Genomic DNA, 19,434 nt, shown 5'->3' with positions numbered 1-19,434 from the left:
AGGGAGAGACCGTATGGAAGATCAGGCTGTAGAGCAATTGGAAATCCTGGGATCGGTGCTTGATCCTGCCAAACTGGCATTGTTTTTACTGGGAGCGCTATTTCTTTGGGTCGTGAACCGCCTGGTTCATCATCTGGCACAAAGAATGATGGCATCCCTGCCCGGGCAACGTTTTCTGATTCTTCAGACTGTGACCTTGTTCAGTTTTATCTGGTATCTGGGAGGCCTTTATGCCCTGGTGGTCGGTATTCTGCAACCCCCCAGGGAATTAATGCTGGCCTTGGGTGGCAGTGCCGTAGTGGCTGTGGGATTCGCATTGAAAGATGTGGCCGCATCACTGATTGCCGGATTGATGTTGTTGTTTGATCGGCCATTTCAGGTCGGCGATCGGGTCAGTTTTGGTGATATCTATGGGGAGATTGTCAGTATTGGTCTTCGCTCCGTCAGGATTACCACGCTGGACGATAATACGGTCACCATCCCGAATTCCCGTTTTATTACAGAGGTTGTTTCCTCTGGCAATGCGGGCGCCATGGATATGATGGTGGTTACTGATTTTTATCTGGCTCTGGATGCCGATCTGAAGCTGGCACAGGCGTTGGTCCGGGAGGTCCTTGTTACCAGCCGTTTTGTCTTTTTGAAAAAGCCTATCACCTTCACTGTTTCCGAGTATCCTTTATCGGACCGGCTGGCCATCAGATTAAGGGCCAAGGCTTATGTATTTGATGTGCATTACGAGAAGGCCTTCCAGTCAGATATTGTTATCCGCACAGAGGCGCAATTTCAGGCACAGGGAATCAAACGCCCCGGTCGTGAAATCGCGTCTGAAGTGACTCTGCCTTCGCTGCCTATCTACTCCTCAGAAAACCAGTGAGCTGACCGATCCATCCTTTGTCATCCTTGGATTTCTTCCGGGACTTCCTGGATTTGCCAACTTCTTCCACCAGATGTTCCGGTATGTCGTATTTATCCAGGTAGGCATCTTTGCACTGAATCAGTTTATCAAATGCTTCAGACTGATCGGACAAGCCACGCAGTTCACAGATCCGCGTTATTGCCAGTTCATAGGCATCGTCAAAACCATGTTTGTCGACGGAAACCGACTTAAATAAAGGTTTCCGGTCCGGCAGCTTCACCCGCAATTTGAATTCGGTTGCTGGTTTCCGGCCTTCCCTGTGACGGGTCTGCAATTGCAGCCCTACAACAGTTCCATCTTCGTGTATCAGATTGTCGCCACTAAGTGCGATGAGTTCCCGCACTGCTGTTTGCCATTGCTGGAGGCGCTGGTCTATTTCCTTGGCCTCTTTCATGGCGCGTTTCATCGCCGCCTTGGAAGGTCCATCGACCCTGACATAACGCTGTTGTTCGCGGCCATTAATGGCTCTGGTTATACGAAGATAGGTGCGTGAGCTGTCGTTGCTATCTTTAAATACTGTTATTCCCATGGCAGCAGTTTCACCTTTTCTGACCAATATCAGTGATCAATCCAGTAACAAACCACATGAAAGCCACTTAGATTGAACGCTATCTACCGTTACGAGATAGCGGCTTTTTCAGATGATGTTCAGGATAATAATTGTCCGACTTTCCATATTTTTCCAGAAATCACCCGTAATTGAAGATAAAAAAATTTAATATGACGGCAATTATAGGTAACCATTCTGTCATAAGTGGAGCCTGATCCTATAAAATTCAATCCCTTATGAGACTTGGCTTACAAGGAGGTTTACAAATGTCATTTTCAGGAAGAAAAGGAGGTGGGGTGACGGAAATGTCGTCGAGACTTAAGGTGGTTTTTGACTACCATTCCCGCCTCAGCGGCGAACGCTGAAAGGGGGAATGGTATTTAATGACGTTACTACACGGTATGGTGTAGTGCCTGTTGCAATCCAGACTGCACCAACCAGGCTGTGTAACCAGCGTAAGCCAGGAGGAGGGCACTGCCTTCCATTCGAGTGATTTTTCCCTGTTTGCCAAAACCGTGACTGAATGCCAGCAACAACAGGGTGAGGACGCACATGACAGGAAGATCGCGATAAATCACCTCAGAGTCAACTCCAAGAGGACTGATGACCCCGGCGATACCAATCACGGTGAGTGTATTGAACATGTTGGAACCAATCACATTGCCAATGGCGAGATCATGTTCTCCTTTTCGCGTAGCAGCGATGGATGAAGCAAGTTCGGGTAGTGAGGTCCCGATAGCAACGATTGTCAGGCCGATAATCAGGTCTGATACGCCCAGGCTGGTTGCAATATCCACAGCCCCCCAGACCAGTAATCTTGAACTTCCTACAAGCAGTAGTAAGCCAATAACCAGCCAGAATATACTCATTTTGAGGCTCATCTGTTCTTCGCTGAGTTCCTGCTCGAACTCTCCAACCAGAATGTCATCTCCCCCTTTCATGCCGGTATAAATGCTCCATCCCATAACAGCGACAAATGCGATCAGGAGGATCATGCCATCATAGCGGCTAATTTCTCCGTCGATTAACAAAACCACCGCCAGTGCACTGATAGCGATAAGCAGCGGAAATTCTTTACGGATGATATTCGACTGAACAATGATGGGACTGAGAACAGCCGTCACCCCCAGAATCAGAGCGATATTTGTGATATTCGACCCCAGGGCATTACCGAGAGCCAAGCCGGGATTACCCTGCATGGAGGCCAGAACTGAGACCACTATTTCAGGTGCAGAGGTTCCGAATCCGACGATCACCATGCCGATCAGCAGAGAGGACATCCCCAGATGCTTGGCGGTGGCGGCAGCACCGTCTACAAACTTATCGGCACTCCAGACCAGAATGACCAGGCCCGCAACAACAGCGGCTAAAGCGATTAACATATTTGATCCATATAAATTAAAGAGGTTCCAGGCGGAATATCCCCTGAAGGGTTAAAGCGGGATGTAATCTAACAAAAGTTGATTATTTGCTCTAGTGATGTTTCCTTGTGCGTCATGGTGAGCCAGACTTTGATGTCGCCTAGCCCTCCTGGTGCTTGGTGAGCGAATGACGATGAGTCAGGTAGGTAAAGGTGGCGTCGGCGTTCAGTGGCTTGCTGAAGTAATAGCCTTGTACCACGCTACAGGCATGTTGTCTGAGAAACTGCAGCTGGCCTTTGGTTTCTACGCCTTCTGCCACCACTTCAATTTCCAGCTCGCGTGCCATTGCGATAATGGCCTTGATGATTCCCTGTCCCTGTGGGTCGTCTTCGATCCGCTGCACAAAAGACTTGTCTATTTTAAGTTGATCTATAGGCAGGTCCCTGAGAGATGCCAATGAAGAGTAGCCGGTGCCGAAGTCATCCATCGCAATGCTCAGGCCGAGCTCCTTCAGTGCTTCCAACTGGGCCATATGTATCCGATTGGATTGCATGATGGCGGTTTCCGTAATCTCAAGTTCCAGCATATTGCCCGGCAGGTTGAACAGGTTGAGTGTTCTGGAAATATAGTCCGCCATATTGCACTTTTCAGAGAACTGGAAGGGGGAGATATTGACAGCGATCTTTTTGGGCGCGACATCCTGGTCAAGCCATTCCCGGTATTGGCGGCAGACTTCGTGGACCACATATTCACCTACCTGATTGATCAGGCCGCATTCTTCGGCGAGAGGGATGAAGACCACTGGCGAGATATATCCCTCCTCCGGGTGATGCCAGCGCAGTAAGGCTTCATAACCGACAGTTTCTTCGTCCAAGGTGCGTATCTGCGGCTGATAATGGAGCTCCAGCCGATGTGTCTGCAGGCCCAGCCGAAGATCCTGGGTCAATTTGTGTTTACGGAAAGCTTCCTCGTCAATGCTTCTGTCATAGAACTCGAACCGATTGCGGCCCTTTCTTTTGGACTGATACATCGCGATATCCGCACACTTGAGCAGTTCCTGGGCATCACTGCCATTATTGGGGAACAGGCTGATACCGACTGAGGCACCCAGTTGAAAGTTTTCCTTGCCCACGTAGAAGGGGGGATGCATGGTCGTGATCAGGCGCTCTGCGATCGCCCCGGCATGCTGGGGTTGCTGGAGATGGTTGATCACAATGGCAAACTCATCACCTCCGATGCGTGAGACTTTGGTCGAGGTTATGTGCTGGGAGTAACTGGCAAAGTCGGCGACGATGTCCTCGCTGCGCAACACACTGTTCAGTCTTTCGGCAATCTCTCGTAGTACTTTGTCTCCAGCTTCATGTCCAAGCGTATCATTTACTTGCTTGAAGCCATCAATATCGATGTAAAGAAGGGCCACTTTGTAATCGTGGCGCTTGGCCGCTGAAATGGTTTTTTGCAGGAAAACACCGAATGTATGTCGGTTAGCCAATCCCGTCAGATTATCGTGGTAGGCAATATAACTGAGTTTGAGATTGGAAGCTCGCAGGTTGCCGTCCAGTTCTCTGAAGGCTTTGGCAAGTTCACCGAATTCATCATACCGCGCCAACATATGCCGGTACCTTCGGTGTTCGGATTCACCGACGTCCATTCGGGAGCGGCTGAGTGATCGGGTAAATTCCGTTAAAGAGTTAATAGGCCTGATTAACTGAGTGTGGATCACAATCAGCAGCAGGACAACGATGATGGAAGTGACAAACAGGGTCAGCCAGGAAATTTGCCGTGCCAGATTAATCGCGCTTTCTCTAAGCTCGGACATTGGCCAGACCGCAGCAATGTGCAGGTTTTGCATGACTTGGGTATTCCCGGCGAGGTAGCTGCTGCCGTCAATGCTGATTGTGGCTGTGGCCGGGCCAAGGTTCATTGTCGATTGCAGTATTCTGGCCAGGGATTCATTCTTGGAATCTGAAAAGGAATATCGATCCCCTTTTTCTGACAACATGTATAGCTTGCCTGATTGTCCTATTCTGGCCATTTCCGTTTGCTTTATCAGATCATCCAGACGGGTCACGATGACAATATACCCGGCGCTCTCAAACTGGCGGTCCGTATTCCAGTCAGTAAAGGTTTGTGCGGATATGGCCTTTAGCACCACGAGATAGGGGGCTGCCGTTACATCCGGGGAAGGAATAATTCTGGTCAGGTCTCTGGCCCCCGATTGTGGATAATCCTCAATCAATCCCTGGACAGGTAATTCCAGGCTGAAAGGGGTTTCTGAGGCATCGATTCGGACTTGTTCGGTACCATCCTGGTCCAGTAGTTGAATGGAAATATATTCGGGAAATACCTGTTGGTAAGAGCGAAACAGCTCAAGAATTGGTCGGTAGTAGAGATAGAAGCGCTGGGTGGCTGTCTCCAGATTAAAGTATTGCCGAATCAGATGGCTATGGGAGATCAGGCCAATATTCCCTCTGGCAATGGATATACGGCTGTGGACCCGTTCGCCGGCAATCTTCATTTCTTCCTGAATACGTAAATCAATCTCTTTGAGAAGATCGTCTGCCTGACGGTCATAGAAGTGAATACCGATGACAATCATCGGTACCACAATGATGGGCAGCAGCAAAAGGGTGACTTTGGTTTTCAGTTGAAGCATTGGTCAGGGATTGAGCTGAATAAAATATTTAATCATGTCACGCATCATAGAGCTGCTGGGAATCCTGTCCACTTCAAATCTATCCGTTTGGGGCGGGTTGATCGTAGGGTTGTCCAGAAACTCTTTGGGCAGCAATTCGTTTGCAGCCTTATTGGGCGTGGCGTATTGAATGTACTCAGCATTTTGTGCGTTTATCTCCGGCTCATTGAGGTAGTTGATGAATTGTTTGGCCAGTGTTTTGCTGGAAGATTTATTTAATATCGCAATAGAGTCTGTCCACAGCATGCTCCCCTCCTTGGGAAATATAAAGCCGAGTTCCGGGCGTCCCTCCATGACGGTCATGGCGTCGCCGTTGTAGGCCATTGCTATCCAGACTTTTCCGGCAATGAGCTCTGACTCTTCTCCGAAGAGAATATTTCGATAGGCCCGGACAAAGGGACGCTGCTCTCGGAGTAATTGCCGTGCCTTGGCAATGTGGTCCGGGTCTTCACTTAACAGGGAAAACCCCAAGGCTTTCAGGGCCAGGCGAAAGGTCGTGGAAGCGGTATTGATCACGAGTATCCGGTTGCGCAGATAATCATCCGGCCTGAAGAAATCCATCCAGGATTCGGGTGGGGATGTGAGTTTGTCTTTACGGTACAGAAGGCCAATGCTGCCCCAGCTATAGGGAATTGAGGTCAGCTCTTCTGGTAGTGGTTTATTGGACATTGGCATTTGCACGTGGACAAGATTGGGAACTTCCTCCCGTCGGAACAGGTGCAGCCAGCCATTTTTCGTGTAGGGCGCTGTCATCGTCTGGTCAAAGACGATAATGTCAAACCCGCTTCCATCTGTGTTGGCCAGAATAAAGTCCCGCTCATCGTCATCTTCATAGTAGATAAATCGGACCTTGGTGTTGTTCTCCTGCTCAAAACGTGTGACCAGCTCAGGGTCGATGTAATCCTCCCAGGTCAGGATCCGAAGCTCTTCAGCCCTGGCGAATGAGAAAATCAGCAGTAAAACTGGAATTAGGGCTCTGAGGCCGACAATTGACTGGCGCGAATGTTTCATAAGACTACCGGCAGGCATGGGATATTCCAATGTTCAAGTGCATGAAACAGTATCTGAGCACTTGGTTTATTTGATTATAGCCAATCAGTTGAATGTTGCCGGTATTGGTGAGGCAGAGAGTTGTCTTCGGTGTCATTCCGAATGCATAAGTTGGCGTTTCAGGCGGTCATCAAAGGGGTCTTCTCCCAGCCAGATGTTGAAGTATTCTCGTGCGAGTTCCTGATCTTTTAACGTTGCCAACAGGTTTCCGTTCAGTTGGAGTTGAAGGCCAGTCTCCGGGAAGTAAGTGATGGAGTAGGTATCTCCTGCCTCAACAGGCTGGTAGGCCTGGTGGAATTGATTGAGAGTGCCAATCTCTTCGGAATTCAATTTGATATTCCGCTGCATAATCTCCATTGCACTTTCTCGGAAGGCTTTTGCAGGTATTGCTCTATTGTACTGAAATACCATATGGATGGGCTCGATGTCTGATGCTGACCAAGTGGCATGGCAGGTCTGTCGGTACAGTGCACTCTGGCCGACAGTGAAGATTCCGTAGGCTTTGAGCGTAGCGACACCGCATCGTTGCAGCTTTAATTGATGGACCTCGTGGCTGAGGCTGAAGCCGGCTTTAGGTGCAGTGTCCGCCAGGCTAATTGATGGGAGGATTTGCGCGATCCACAGGGCATTCCAGATGAGAGCATTAAGACGACGCATGATTAACCTGTTTAACTGTCGGGGCCCAACTGGGAGCGGATGGCTCTGATCGGAGAACCGATAATAGGAAGGTGAGCGTAGAAGCCCTCGGTGCTGTCCCAGTAATCCTGATGCAAAATGATTTTGCCCTGCTGGTCGAATCGTAGATGGGTGATGCCGACGGACTGAATGTCCAGATCTTTCCACCATAACTTGAAGCGTATCCGCATGTGCCATCTCAGCCAGGCGTCATTCCCTTTTGACACGGAATCTAGAAATCTGACGGTGGTTTCTGAGTTTTCTGCCAGACTTAACATGTACAACTTGAGGCTGGGTCTGTCTGTGATGACGTGGAAAGTGTCGTTGAAGTAGAGCTTTTCAGCGTAAACGTTGTCGAGTTCTTGGGTGATATGTTCTGTATCCAATGAACTGAATAAAGTGACAAAGCCTCCCAGTCGGTCATCTGTGGTGGGAGGATCGAAGGTTCCGGCAGGTGCGAGCCGGAGGTAGTCTTCATAGGCCTGACTGCTGGGGGAGGATGAACATCCGGTAGCACCAAAAACTAAAGTAATGAGTGCATAGATATAACAGGCTGTTCGGCAGAAAAAACGCTCACGAATATGGTGGATCAGGTGACTGATTGCATGCCCGGTTTTCATATTGCGGTATCTCTTGATCTTTTAAGAGGATGATATGAATCCAGGGGTGAAGTGAGTGTGAATAAAATAGATGGATTTCTTCACGTTTTTTTCACGTGGGGCTTTTTAGGATGCTCAAAAGGTTTGAGCAGGAAGATGGATTTCAATGAAACAGTACAAACATCGAGACCACGGTATCGGGGAGCTGTCCGACGCTGACCATCAAAGTCTTTCCGTGGACTGGGTAAGAGTCTGGCCGTTTGTCGCAATTCACTTGCTTTGTCTGGCGACTCTGTGGGTGGGGTGGAGTGCGACCGCTCTGGTGACGGCCCTGATCCTTTATCTGGTGAGAATGTTCGCGATTACCGCCTTCTATCATCGTTACTTCTCTCACAAATCTTTTAAGACATCTCGGCCTTTGCAATTTGCGTTTGCCATACTTGGGGCTTCTGCAACTCAGCGCGGACCACTTTGGTGGGCGTCCCACCACAGGTTTCACCATCGTACGTCGGATACAGAAGAAGATCCGCATTCGCCCCGCCATGGCTTCTGGCAGAGTCATTGTGGTTGGTTTCTCGGTCAACGTTACTTTGAGACAAATTTTGATCTCATTCGGGACTTTGCCAAGTATCCCGAACTGCAGTGGCTTGACCGTTATGATTGGTTTGTCCCAGTGATTCTGGGTGTAACACTCTGGATCGCGGGGGACATGCTGAGTCTGTTCTTGCCGCAGTTGGAGACTTCCGGCCTGCAAATGTTTATCTGGGGATATTGTGTTTCCACTGTGATATTGATTCACGCCACGCTCGCGATCAATTCCTTTGCGCATCGCTTTGGGAGTCGTCGTTATCAAACGCCAGATGATTCAAGAAATAATTTGTTGCTGGCATTGATCACCCTTGGAGAGGGCTGGCACAACAACCATCATCACTTTTCCGGCTCGGCCCGACAGGGGTTTTTCTGGTGGGAAATCGATATCAGCTTTTATTTACTGAAAATTATGCAGTGGTGCGGGTTGATTTGGGATTTAAGAGCGGTTCCTGAGCGCAAGAAGTGGGCCCATCGGACCGGAACAAAGTCAACTGTTGTCGAGGAGGTGCTGTCGTGAGGATTGCAGTCATCGGTGGGGGCGTTTCCGGATTGACGGCGGCGTATTATCTCAGTGGTGCTTCAGGGCCAGAAGCAAAGTCGGCTGGTCATTCTGGCAGTGTGTCTTCGGGGAGTTCTAGGCCAGGACACGATGTGACACTGTTTGAAGCCAACGGCTATCTCGGTGGCCATACAGACACTCACACGGTTCAGGTGGGTGAGCAGACATTGTCAGTGGATACGGGCTTCATTGTTTTTAATGAACACAACTATCCAAGCTTTACCCGAATGCTCAGGTCATTAGACGTTGCCTGGCAGGACAGCAACATGAGCTTCAGCGCCGTGAATGAAAGGACTGGTATGCAATACGGCGCGGAAGGATTTGACCGTCTTTTTGCACAACGCCGGAACCTCATTAGCCCACGATTCTACAGAATGCTTTGGGATTTGTTGCGCTTTTATCGGGAAGCGCCTTCAGTGCTGGACAGCTGTAGTGGGGAAGAGACGCTGGGGTCTTACCTCCGCAAGCAAAAATACAGTCAGGTGTTTATTGAAAACCATATTCTCCCCATGGCCTGTGCTTTATGGTCCGCGTCGCCTGAAATTATCGAAGAGTTTCCCTTGCATTACTTCGTTTCATTCATGCAATACCATCGCATGTTGCAACTGGATGGCCGACCACAGTGGAAAACGGTACGCGGCGGCTCCTCCAGATATGTGAAGGCCATTCTTGATCGGTTCCCGGGGGCTGTCCGGTCATCCTGCCCGGTTAAGAAAGTCACTCGGGATGGTCAAGGAGTGAGCGTTGAAACATCTGCATTTGGCATTGAGAGATTCGATGCCGTGATTTTTGCCTGTCACAGTGATCAAGCGTTGCGAATTTTGCAGGATCCATCGACAGCCGAAAGAGAAATTCTTGGTTCTATTCCTTATCAGGAAAACCAGGTGATATTGCATTCGGACGTCGGTCAGATGCCTTCTAACAGACGGGCGTGGGCTAGTTGGAATGCGAGGATTCCGGCCTCTTCAGACGGACGTTGTTCTGTGAGTTATTGGATGAACCTTTTACAGAGCATCCCGGTTGAACAGCCTTTCATCGTTACGCTGAACGGTAACCTGGGTAACGGACAGACTATAGATTCGTCAAAGATCTGGGCGGAGAGAACTTATCATCATCCGGTATACACCCACGCATCTTTGCGTGCCCAGGCAAGAAGGAAAGAAATCAACGGAGATAACAATACTTTTTACTGCGGCGCCTATTGGGGGTGGGGCTTCCATGAAGACGGGGTAAACAGTGCCCTGGATGTGGTCTCCATGATTGAGGAGGAACGTGCTGATGTTGCTGCATAGTGGCTTGTGTCAGGGCAGTGTCCGTCACCGTCGACATCTTCCTCAAGAACACCACTTTCAATATCGCACTAGCATGGTATGGCTGGATCTGGACGAAATCCCTCTGATTGACAAACTTCCTTCCTGGTCCACCGGAAGGTTCAGTCTGACCAGTTTTAGAAGGCAGGATTATCTGGACCCCGGTATTCCTGATCTTAAGACTGCGGTATATAGGCGACTGGAAGCGTCAGGCCTGCAAAGTAAAATGGGGCGTGTCGTGATGCTCGCACACCTTCGCAATTGGGGATTTTGCTTCAATCCAGTCGTATTCTATTTCTGCTTTGACCGCCGGGAGGTTCTTTATGCGATTGTCGCGGAAATTAATAATACCCCCTGGGATGAACGATACGCCTACGTCTTGCCTGTCACTTCAGAAGAGACCCTAGTAGAAAATCCGGAAAAAGCGGAGTCCGATGATGTCAGTTACCGTCCCCAGACTGTTCGTTTCGATTTTGATAAAGCGTTTCATGTCTCTCCGTTTATGCCGATGAATCTACGTTATCAGTGGCGATTCCGGCTGGATAAAAGCAGGATTTTCGTGCACATGAAATTAAATCGTGAAAACGAACAATGGTTTGATGCCAGCCTCGCGTTGGAAAGGTTGCCGTTAGATGGCGCCGCGGCTTTGAGGGCAAGTTTTGGTTACCCAATGCATTGCCTGAAAGTCTTGTCTGCGATCTATTGGCAGGCCCTGCGTCTTTGGCTGAAAAAAGTGCCTTTCTATACCCATCCGAAAAAACAGGCTCATCCGAAAAAACATGTTCACCCGAAAAAACATGAAGGTTCCGACCTGGAGCATGATTGTGAGAAAAAGAATATTGTGAATGGAGGTGTGTAATGCAGCTTGAAACATCTGTCAGTTCAATCGGTGCAGTCGAATCCTGGGCAAAAAAACTTTTCCTGCGCATGTGTCAGGGGCTAGAGGGGGGAATATTGATTGTTAAGGAAGGCGCGGAAAGTATTCAACTGGGATCACCATCCGAGGATGGACTCAGAGTGGTATTGACTATCCGCCATATCAAAGCCTATCGCAGATTGCTGATCGGCGGCAGTAATGGTGCAGCGGAAGCCTATATGGATGGTGATTGGGATACAGATAATCTGACCGGACTGGTTCAGCTATTACTTCGTAACCGCCGGAATCTGGATGCCATGGAAAGTGGAGTGGCCGTTGTGGCAGCGAGTTTGGCCAAAGCCTGGCATGCCCTGAACAGGAATACTCGAGCGGGATCACGCAAGAATATCGCGGCACATTATGATCTTGGCAATGATTTCTTCAGGCTGTTCCTGGACAGCAACCTGATGTATTCCTCAGCGTTGTATATTACGGGAGAGGAAACATTGGAAGAGGCCTCCCTGGCCAAGCTTGATCATATCTGTCGTAAACTGGAACTGGGGCCGAATGATCATCTTCTGGAAATTGGAACCGGGTGGGGAGGCATGGCGATCTATGCGGCCAGGAACTTTGGATGCCGGGTCACAACCACGACGATTTCCAATGAGCAGTTCAGTGCAGCAAGTGAACGGGTCAGGTCTGAAGGCCTGGAAGACCGGGTGACCGTGTTGCAAAAAGATTACCGGGATCTGACTGGCTGTTATGAGAAAGTGGTGTCAATAGAAATGGTTGAGGCTGTCGGGCACCAGTATCTTGATGGTTACTTCGAAAAAATCTCCAGCCTGCTCAAGCCAGATGGCCTGGCGGTAATCCAGGCCATTACCATTGATGATACCCGATATCATCAGGCATTAAGGACTGTAGATTTTATCAAACGATACATATTCCCGGGCAGCTTTATTCCCTGTGTGAGTGTGTTGACTTCCAGTTCTGCTCAGGCCGGTCTAAGGCTTACTAATCTGGAGGACATTGGGCCCAGCTATGCACAAACGCTATATGACTGGCAGCAGCGCTTCAATACACGGGTGAAGAAAGTTCTGGCACAAGGATTTGATGACAGATTCGTTCGTATGTGGCGGTTTTATCTCAGTTATTGTGAAGGAGGATTCAGAGAGCGGGCGATCAGCAATGTTCACATGATGCTGGCGAAACCGGGTAATCGTCGCAGCCAGTGGATAAAAGGTTGAGGCAGTGACATGTCGGTTCATATACTGATGTTGGCAGCGTTAGTCCTCATACCTGTATTTCTTCTGGGATGGTGGATTCAGGAAAAACAGCAAAACGCCGGCTGGGTGGATGTTTTGTGGGCGTTTAGTGTGGCAATACTGGCTGTCTGCTACTTGTATGCCGGCACTGGTGATATGGCTTTGCGCTTGCTTGTCGGGGTGATCTATCTGGTTTGGTTTGGACGGCTTGGGTGGCACCTGACAGTGAGACTTTTACGCGATGCCGAAGAGGATGGTCGTTATCTGTATATGCGCCGTTGGGCCGGAAGCAGGTCATCTGTCATCTTTCTGGGTTTTTATCTGATGCAAGCCAGTTGGGTATGGATATTTACCTTACCTGCCTGGGTATTGGCAGATGGGCAGTGGCCGCCACTTTGGAGTGTGTTCTCGGCAAGTACTGTCATCCTGGTTGCCTGGTGGGGGGAATCGGTGGCTGATGCCCAGTTGCTGCGTTTCAAGAAGACCGCCGACAATGATCAGAAAGTCTGCCAGTCCGGCTTATGGCGCTATTCCCGACATCCAAATTATTTCTTTGAATGGTGCCATTGGTTTGCCTACCCCCTACTTGGAGTTTCCACAGCGGGCGGTAGTTGGCTGTGGCTGGCACCAGCGGTTATGTTTATTTTTCTCTACTTTGTTACTGGTATTCCATTTACCGAGCAACAGGCCTTGCGAAGGCGTGGGGATGCCTACCGTCGTTACCAGCGAACAACATCAATGTTTTTTCCCTGGAAGCCAAGGGCGGAATAAGCCTGGTTTGGAAGTATTAACGCACATTGGGAGTGGGCTTACTCCGATTATATGTATTAACTCAAGTTAGAGAGGCGTACCGAATATGACGATGATTCAATGGGCAGAAAAAGGGTGGATGCCGGATACCTTGATCCGTTTCGGAATCCGTCGGTTATGTCAGGAGCGGTTGCGAGATGAGTCCAGAATAGTAAAGCAAAGTGAGGGCGAATCCTATCAACGCCGCCTGGAGAGTCTGCGGGACAGTCCAATTGCCATAGAAACGGAAGCTGCTAACGAGCAGCATTATGAAGTTCCGGCGGCCTTCTATGAACTGGTCTTGGGGAGCCACCTCAAATACAGCAGTTGCTGGTGGGATGAAGCCACCGACAGCCTTAATGATGCTGAGAGAGCAATGCTGGAGATATACGGCAAGCGTGCAGAGTTGGAAGATGGCCAGGAAATTTTAGAGCTGGGGTGTGGCTGGGGATCGCTGACACTGTGGATGGCGGAGCAGTACCCGAAAGCCAAGATCACGGCTGTTTCCAACTCGCAAAGCCAGAGAGAATTCATAGAAAAGCAGGCCCGGCAGCGGAGTTTGACGAATATTCAGGTCATCACCTGTGATGTGAATGAATTGGTGCTTGAGCAAAGCTTTGACCGTGTAGTCTCGGTTGAAATGTTTGAACACGTGCGCAATTACCAGCAATTGTTCAGAAATATTCAGGGCTGGTTGAAACAGGATGGAAAACTGTTTGTCCATATCTTTTGTCATCGCCGATTACTGTATCCCTTTGAAACTGAAGGTGAGAAAAACTGGATGGGTCGGTATTTCTTTACAGGTGGTCTGATGCCCTCAGCGGATACTTTCCACCATTTTCAGCAGGATATGAAGCTGGAGCATCAATGGTATTTGTCCGGCACCCATTATCAAAGAACCGCTGAAGCCTGGTTGTCGAACCTAGACTGTCACAAGCAGGAGGTTTTCAGAATTTTTGCCGAGGCATACGGAGAAGAAAACGCAGAACGCTGGATTCAGCGTTGGCGTATGTTCTTTATGTCATGTGCTGAATTGTTCGGGTATAAGGGAGGAAGAGAGTGGATTGTGTGCCATTATCTATTTAACAGACAGGACGGGTTAACGGTTAATTGAAATGGCGCCCCAGTCTCCTCGAAAAGGAATACAGTCACGGTTGATCAGAGTGTTTGCCGTACAGGCCACTCTGGTCAGCCTGGCAACGGCCCTTGGAGTCTATGCCGCTTATAAGATAGCAGAGGACATTCTGGTTCGTGAGGCTTTGACTGGCGAAGCTGAACATTACTGGCAATTGGTTGATCAGCATGGTGATTATCCACTTCCGAATACCCGTAATATGCAGGGCTTTCGTGCAAGCCTGGGTGAGTTGGAGCATCTGCCTCAGGAACTCCGAGTGTTGGAGCCGGGCTTCGGTAGACATCCGTTTCATGGCAAGACCCCGTTGGTGCTGATATCGGAAAAAGACGGGGAACGTCTGTATTTAATTTTTAAGGAAGAACAGGTGACCCGGTTGGCGCTGTTTTTCGGGGTAGCGCCTCTGACGGTGGTTTTGATCCTTATTTACCTGGCTTCCTGGTTTACTTTCCGGCAATCCCAGCGGGTGATATCGCCAGTGGTCCAACTGGCCAAGGTGGTTGAAGATTCACGAATCCCTGATACTGAGACGCTGGCCTCTGATCTTCGCCCTTTTCATGCTGTCGATGCGGATATTGATGCATTGGCCACGTCGATCGAGCATTTTGCGGCACGTCTGCAGTTATTTATTGAAAGGGAGCGAACCTTTACCCGTGATGCCTCTCATGAGCTGCGAACACCTCTGGCGGTCCTTAAGGGGTCAATGGATGTGCTTGAGCAAATGGAATCTTTCTCTTCTCGGGGACAAGGGGTTCTGGTGAGAATGCGTAAAACCGTCCAGGATATGGAGGGGCTAATAGAAACTCTGCTGCTAATGGCCAGGGAAGAGGACAATCAACAGGACTCTACACCGATACTGCTGAACGATCTGGTGCCGACCATCATCTCTCAAACTCAACACGCACTGGGGGTGGCAGAGGATACCGTGACCTTTGAACAGCACACGTTGCTGGAAGTATCCGCACCAAGCAAGGTGCTCACAATCCTGTTAACGAATCTCCTGCGTAATGCTATTCGACACGGTATTCCTGCAGGTGAGAAACCGGGTGGCGTGACTGTAATTATTGAGGATCAGACGATTGCCGTGAAAGATACTGGCCAGGGTATGGATGAAGAACAAATGCGCCAAGCCTTTCAACCGTTTTATCGGGGGACGGCAGATGGGGAAGGGCATGGATTGGGTCTGGCGATTGTTAAACGGATTTGTCAGCGCTTCGCGTGGGAGTTGAAAGCGCACAGTGGTGTGGGCAAGGGAACAAAGGTGACCATTGAATTCCCTCAGGGAAAGATCGTTGGTCGCCAGTAGAGGTTTCCCACAATCTAGCCTGTTAAAACTCCCTAAGACTCCTGGGTCAGCTTGACGCCCAGGCCCTGGAGGGTTTGAATCATGGGACTTGAAAACGGCTTATCCACAGATTTCCGCAACTGATACAGATGGCTGCGGAGGGTGTCGCTGTCGGGTACCATATCGCCCCATAGTTCATGTTCCAACGCCTCCCTGGGAACCAGGTTGGGGCTTTCACGCATCAGGATTTTCAATATTTTATACCCGGTAGGCGTCAGGCGAATGGCCTTACCTTCTCTGGTTGCTGTCATGGTGCGAGTATTTAACTGCAATGGCCCGATCTGCAGTATACGTTCATCCATTTCTCCGCGTTGACGGCGGATCAGGGCCTGTAACCGCGCATCCAGCTCGGGTAGATCAAAAGGCTTGACCAGATAGTCGTCAGCGCCTTCGCGAAATCCCCTAAGCTTGTCATCCAGATGGTCTCTTGCTGTCAGCATTAATATAGGAGTGGCAATACCTGCGTCCTCTCTTAATTTATGACAGATATCAAATCCATCAATACCAGGGAGCATAACATCCAGAATCAGGGCATCGTAGCGGTTGACCGAGCCCAAATGTAAAGCAGTGAGTCCGTCAGCAGCGTAATCCAGCGTGTATCCGGCATTCTCCAGATACAGAATAACGGTTTCTGCCAGTGGCTTGTGATCCTCTACCAACAGTACAGTTGCAGCAAGGTGTTCCATCTATATTCCTGAATCCTGAAGTTTGATAAAGGGCGCGCTCGGGAGCTTCGAAAAACAACCTGTGTTGCCTTATGGCGTCAAAACTAGTGTTTCTTAGAGGCTCCTTAGTTCCTGATAGTAATTCTATACGCCTTTTCCTTGGATTTGGGCTGCGTCTCACTGATTCTTTTTATCGGACTCGCTAGGATTCGTCGATGAATTTTGATCGGAACCCAACTCCATGGAAAATACAGGGTATGCAATGATGCGATTCCACTTATATGTTCCTCTGATGGCAGTGATAGTGCTCTCAGGTTGCGGTGGTGGCGAAACTGAAACCTTATCGAGAGACACCACGGGAACCGGCCGTTTTGTGCTGGAAGTGACTGATGCCCCGTTAGACGATGCGGCAAAGGTCGTACTCAGTTATAGCGGTGTGGAAATAAAACCTGTGGAAGGCAGCGTTATATCTTTTGATTTTGAGGAATCCAAAAGCATTGATCTTATCGAGGTAACCAGAAACGGTATTCCGGCAGAACTTCTGAGCGAAAGTATCCCGGAGGGAGACTACAGCTGGTTTCGCATCAAGGTTGATGCCCAAACTGACGGTAATCCTGACTCTTATATTAAGCTTCGAAGTGGTGCCACTCACGAACTTCATATTCCCAGTGGCAGTGAATCCGGGTTGAAAGTTAATGCGCCCTTCACAATGGTCAGGAATTCTGGCTATGGGTTTCTTGTTGATTTTGATTTGCGGAAGTCGATTGTGGAAGCAGGAGGAGAATACTTTCTGAAGCCTGTTCTGCGATCTGTCGCCTACAGCAGTGCCAACCTGCTAGCTGTCGAAATAGCTCCGGAAGTGATTGCTGACCAGTGTGGTCTTGTCGGAACACCTTCAGGAGCATTGGATTATGCGGGCGCTGTCTATCTGTTCACAGGCCATGATGTCGAACCGGATGATGTCGATGGCCCTGCTGACGAAAGGCCTGTAATGACCGTGCCGGTGTATTACTCCGACAGTGAGGACCCGGATCTGGAAAATCAGTACGAGGCGTATTTTGCCCGGTTCTGGTCAATACCCGAGGTGGAGTACACCGTCGCATATACCTGTAACCCGAACGATCATCCCGAACAGGATGACCCGGATGTGATCTTTGCCGATCAAACTCTCAATCTTGATCGTAACTTGTTGTCAGACGATAACAATGTCATTGTAAAGCTGGAATTTTAACTGCTGGTTCGGAAGTCAATCTAACTAGAAACATTGAAGGCTGTATCCTTGGAGTCTGAGGGTTACGGGACTGATTTTGTTATAAAGCTGATTAAAGAATCCGGTTGATGTTAGATAGTTTTAGCATAGTAGGTAGTATCTTCATTTGGAGTAATAAGTGAGAAAGCACATCAAGGTAAAGGCTTTGTTGGCAGTTTTGGCACTAGGTGGGTGTGCAGGTATTAGTGGCAAACAAGATCTGAGCCAGACAGTTTTTCTTCGTGGGCAGTTTGCCTGGTGGGAAGCGTTGGATGAATACAAGGTAAAAAGAATTGGGCGTGACGTTTACGTTGCGAGTGCTGAATTGACAGCGGATGGACAGCCGTACGAACTGAAGTTTGCGGACGCGGAATGGTCTTCTGTTAATTGTGGCCATTTAACGCCAGATGACCAGGAGCTAACAATAGGGAAAGTTTCAAAAGCAAATTGTTCGACAGATGGGAGTTTTAAGTTTACTCCTCCTGAGACGGGAGCTTATGACTTCTACTTGGATGTAAGTGGCGACGTACCATTGGTGTATGTTGAAGCTGGCAGCTAAAGTTTGTTGCGAGTTTGATACGTATAAAAAGCAGCGTTGAGAACGGCTGCTTTTTAAGGATTATTGTTGCTTTTTAACCGCTTCTATAAAGGTGTTTCTGGCGGTCGTGGAACCGTTGGCTTCTGCATCTTCCACCAATCTCAGTGCTTCTTCAATATTTCCGTCGGCAACAGATTGCTTGATTAATGCATTCGCCTGTTCTTCGGCAGAGCCGTATGCAGACTCAGGTACGCTTATAAGGCTTTCGGCAGCCGGGGTCGCTTTACCCAATTGTGTGGCGGAAAGAGTCATTACCCCCATGGCCGAATGTTGGGCGATGGGGTCATCAATTTCAGGAGGTACACGATTAGTGGCCTTTGCATACTGCTTGGCGGGATGGATCATCGTGGTGGCGCCCATCCGTTGCTGGTCGGTGGTATAAATGATCAGATAGCGTTCGTCCTTGAAGCCCCCCACTTGCATTAGGGTTGCTTCTAAGCGTTCTCCGTGGACGATATCTGCGGTTTTGTAGATAAAATCCCCGCCACTGAAGGTGCGTGTAACCTGATATTGACTGTCCAATATCAAGGCTGATGGCGAAAGCACTTGATCCTCTGATGCTATGCTGCTGATTTCTATATCAATCGGTCGATTACCCCGGGGAAGTTCAAATGCAGCAACATAACTTTTGCCGCTATCAAATAAATAGGCCGGAGAGCTGGCATTCAAGCGGGTAACCGTAGTCTGATCGAGAATCAGAGGTTGATATTGAAGGTCGGGGAAGGATTGGCAACAGAGTTGGGCCTGCATCAGTGATTGACTGGCATTACCAACAGGTTGAGTATCATTGACAACCAGAATATCAGAGGTTTTCCATCCTGACTGACATCCGGCTAACATAAGTGCAATGGTAAAAGCTGTAGCGACCCGGTATCTCATAAAGGATATCCTGAATTATTATCATTGTTGATGTTGATCGAAAAAGCCCCCGTCTGGGCAATGCTGTTCACTTAAGAGGAGCAGCATTGCGATCTACTGGATATCGGGTCTTTGATATCTTAACCGTCCGAGGTGTCGTAGGCCTCGGACGCCTCTCCAAAAACAGACTACTAATTCCCGATCTTAACTCTGACAAGCGCCGACCTGTTCCAGATATCGGATTGGAAGCCGCCATCACAATTAACTGAACAGCAATATAATCACACACTGGTTTGAAGCGAATGTCAGACGGGGCTCGATCAAAGCTTACCGCCGCAATCGATGCTTCTCGCCTTATGATGTTGTAGCAC

The 19,434-nt window shown here is 49.2% G+C and carries 18 protein-coding genes and 1 pseudogene; 10 read left to right on the top strand and 9 right to left on the bottom strand.

Features of this window, described 5'->3' with window-relative positions; translation table 11 throughout:
- The first annotated feature begins 13 nt into the window (after positions 1 to 13).
- Complete coding sequence (locus F566_RS0105880; RefSeq protein WP_020406056.1) at positions 14 to 874, top strand: mechanosensitive ion channel family protein; 861 nt, start codon at positions 14 to 16, stop codon at positions 872 to 874.
- On the opposite strand, the gene F566_RS0105875 is transcribed toward F566_RS0105880, so the two are convergent.
- The 6 genes from F566_RS0105875 to F566_RS0105850 form a co-directional block, all read right to left on the bottom strand.
- On the bottom strand, positions 849 to 1,445 hold the full coding sequence (locus F566_RS0105875) for a hypothetical protein (RefSeq protein WP_033415867.1): 597 nt from the start codon (positions 1,443 to 1,445) through the stop codon (positions 849 to 851). The genes F566_RS0105880 and F566_RS0105875 overlap by 26 nt on opposite strands.
- A gap of 413 nt (positions 1,446 to 1,858) precedes the next feature.
- Positions 1,859 to 2,848 (bottom strand): calcium/sodium antiporter, encoded by a 990-nt coding sequence (locus tag F566_RS0105870; protein ID WP_020406054.1) that lies wholly within the window; start codon positions 2,846 to 2,848, stop codon positions 1,859 to 1,861.
- A 139-nt stretch (positions 2,849 to 2,987) separates the two neighbouring features.
- Complete coding sequence (locus F566_RS35260; protein WP_020406053.1) at positions 2,988 to 5,483, bottom strand: putative bifunctional diguanylate cyclase/phosphodiesterase; 2,496 nt, start codon at positions 5,481 to 5,483, stop codon at positions 2,988 to 2,990.
- Positions 5,484 to 5,486: 3 nt separating this feature from the next.
- Complete coding sequence (locus F566_RS0105860; RefSeq protein ID WP_157496678.1) at positions 5,487 to 6,533, bottom strand: polyamine ABC transporter substrate-binding protein; 1,047 nt, start codon at positions 6,531 to 6,533, stop codon at positions 5,487 to 5,489.
- A gap of 132 nt (positions 6,534 to 6,665) precedes the next feature.
- Entirely contained in the window at positions 6,666 to 7,229 is a 564-nt protein-coding gene (locus F566_RS0105855) for a chalcone isomerase family protein (RefSeq protein ID WP_020406051.1), read from the bottom strand.
- Between the two features lie 11 nt (positions 7,230 to 7,240).
- A complete protein-coding gene (locus tag F566_RS0105850; RefSeq protein WP_020406050.1) occupies positions 7,241 to 7,867 on the bottom strand; it encodes a hypothetical protein in 627 nt (208 codons plus the stop codon).
- A gap of 145 nt (positions 7,868 to 8,012) precedes the next feature.
- Here F566_RS0105850 and F566_RS0105845 point away from each other — a divergent pair, with 145 nt between their 5' ends.
- The 7 genes from F566_RS0105845 to F566_RS0105815 all read left to right on the top strand — a co-directional run bounded on the left by F566_RS0105845 (position 8,013) and on the right by F566_RS0105815 (position 15,654).
- On the top strand, positions 8,013 to 8,954 hold the full coding sequence (locus F566_RS0105845) for an acyl-CoA desaturase (RefSeq protein WP_020406049.1): 942 nt from the start codon (positions 8,013 to 8,015) through the stop codon (positions 8,952 to 8,954).
- Positions 8,951 to 10,288 carry an NAD(P)/FAD-dependent oxidoreductase gene (locus F566_RS0105840; RefSeq protein WP_020406048.1) on the top strand — a complete coding sequence of 446 codons (1,338 nt, stop codon included), beginning with the start codon at positions 8,951 to 8,953 and terminating at the stop codon, positions 10,286 to 10,288. The genes F566_RS0105845 and F566_RS0105840 overlap by 4 nt, the downstream gene beginning before the upstream one ends.
- On the top strand, positions 10,275 to 11,165 hold the full coding sequence (locus F566_RS0105835; protein ID WP_020406047.1) for a DUF1365 domain-containing protein: 891 nt from the start codon (positions 10,275 to 10,277) through the stop codon (positions 11,163 to 11,165). The genes F566_RS0105840 and F566_RS0105835 overlap by 14 nt, the downstream gene beginning before the upstream one ends.
- The gene (locus F566_RS0105830; protein ID WP_020406046.1) at positions 11,165 to 12,409 is read left to right on the top strand and encodes an SAM-dependent methyltransferase; all 1,245 of its coding nucleotides are present in this window, start codon (positions 11,165 to 11,167) and stop codon (positions 12,407 to 12,409) included. Before F566_RS0105835 ends, F566_RS0105830 begins: the two co-directional genes overlap by 1 nt.
- A gap of 9 nt (positions 12,410 to 12,418) precedes the next feature.
- On the top strand, positions 12,419 to 13,198 hold the full coding sequence (locus F566_RS0105825; RefSeq protein ID WP_020406045.1) for a DUF1295 domain-containing protein: 780 nt from the start codon (positions 12,419 to 12,421) through the stop codon (positions 13,196 to 13,198).
- An 85-nt stretch (positions 13,199 to 13,283) separates the two neighbouring features.
- Complete coding sequence (locus tag F566_RS0105820) at positions 13,284 to 14,330, top strand: SAM-dependent methyltransferase (protein WP_020406044.1); 1,047 nt, start codon at positions 13,284 to 13,286, stop codon at positions 14,328 to 14,330.
- Between the two features lies 1 nt (position 14,331).
- Complete coding sequence (locus F566_RS0105815; protein WP_020406043.1) at positions 14,332 to 15,654, top strand: sensor histidine kinase; 1,323 nt, start codon at positions 14,332 to 14,334, stop codon at positions 15,652 to 15,654.
- A 32-nt stretch (positions 15,655 to 15,686) separates the two neighbouring features.
- Here F566_RS0105815 and F566_RS0105810 read toward each other — a convergent pair whose 3' ends face one another.
- The gene (locus tag F566_RS0105810) at positions 15,687 to 16,379 is read right to left on the bottom strand and encodes a response regulator transcription factor (RefSeq protein ID WP_020406042.1); all 693 of its coding nucleotides are present in this window, start codon (positions 16,377 to 16,379) and stop codon (positions 15,687 to 15,689) included.
- 220 nt (positions 16,380 to 16,599) lie between these two features.
- Here F566_RS0105810 and F566_RS0105805 point away from each other — a divergent pair, with 220 nt between their 5' ends.
- On the top strand, positions 16,600 to 17,589 hold the full coding sequence (locus tag F566_RS0105805) for a DUF4382 domain-containing protein (RefSeq protein ID WP_026179790.1): 990 nt from the start codon (positions 16,600 to 16,602) through the stop codon (positions 17,587 to 17,589).
- A 157-nt stretch (positions 17,590 to 17,746) separates the two neighbouring features.
- Complete coding sequence (locus F566_RS0105800) at positions 17,747 to 18,166, top strand: early set domain-containing protein (RefSeq protein ID WP_020406040.1); 420 nt, start codon at positions 17,747 to 17,749, stop codon at positions 18,164 to 18,166.
- A 60-nt stretch (positions 18,167 to 18,226) separates the two neighbouring features.
- Here the strand turns inward: F566_RS0105800 and F566_RS0105795 are convergent, their stop codons facing one another.
- Positions 18,227 to 19,084, bottom strand: a complete 858-nt coding sequence (locus tag F566_RS0105795; RefSeq protein WP_020406039.1) for a MalM family protein — start codon at positions 19,082 to 19,084, stop codon at positions 18,227 to 18,229.
- Between the two features lie 67 nt (positions 19,085 to 19,151).
- Positions 19,152 to 19,434: pseudogene (locus F566_RS36210) on the bottom strand (IS4 family transposase); the annotation flags it as partial.

Origin of the sequence: Hahella ganghwensis DSM 17046, from assembly GCF_000376785.1 — a bacterium.
Lineage (GTDB): Bacteria > Pseudomonadota > Gammaproteobacteria > Pseudomonadales > Oleiphilaceae > Hahella > Hahella ganghwensis.
The sequence above is the reverse complement of the archived record's forward strand: the minus strand, read 5'-3'. Positions and strand labels throughout refer to the sequence as shown.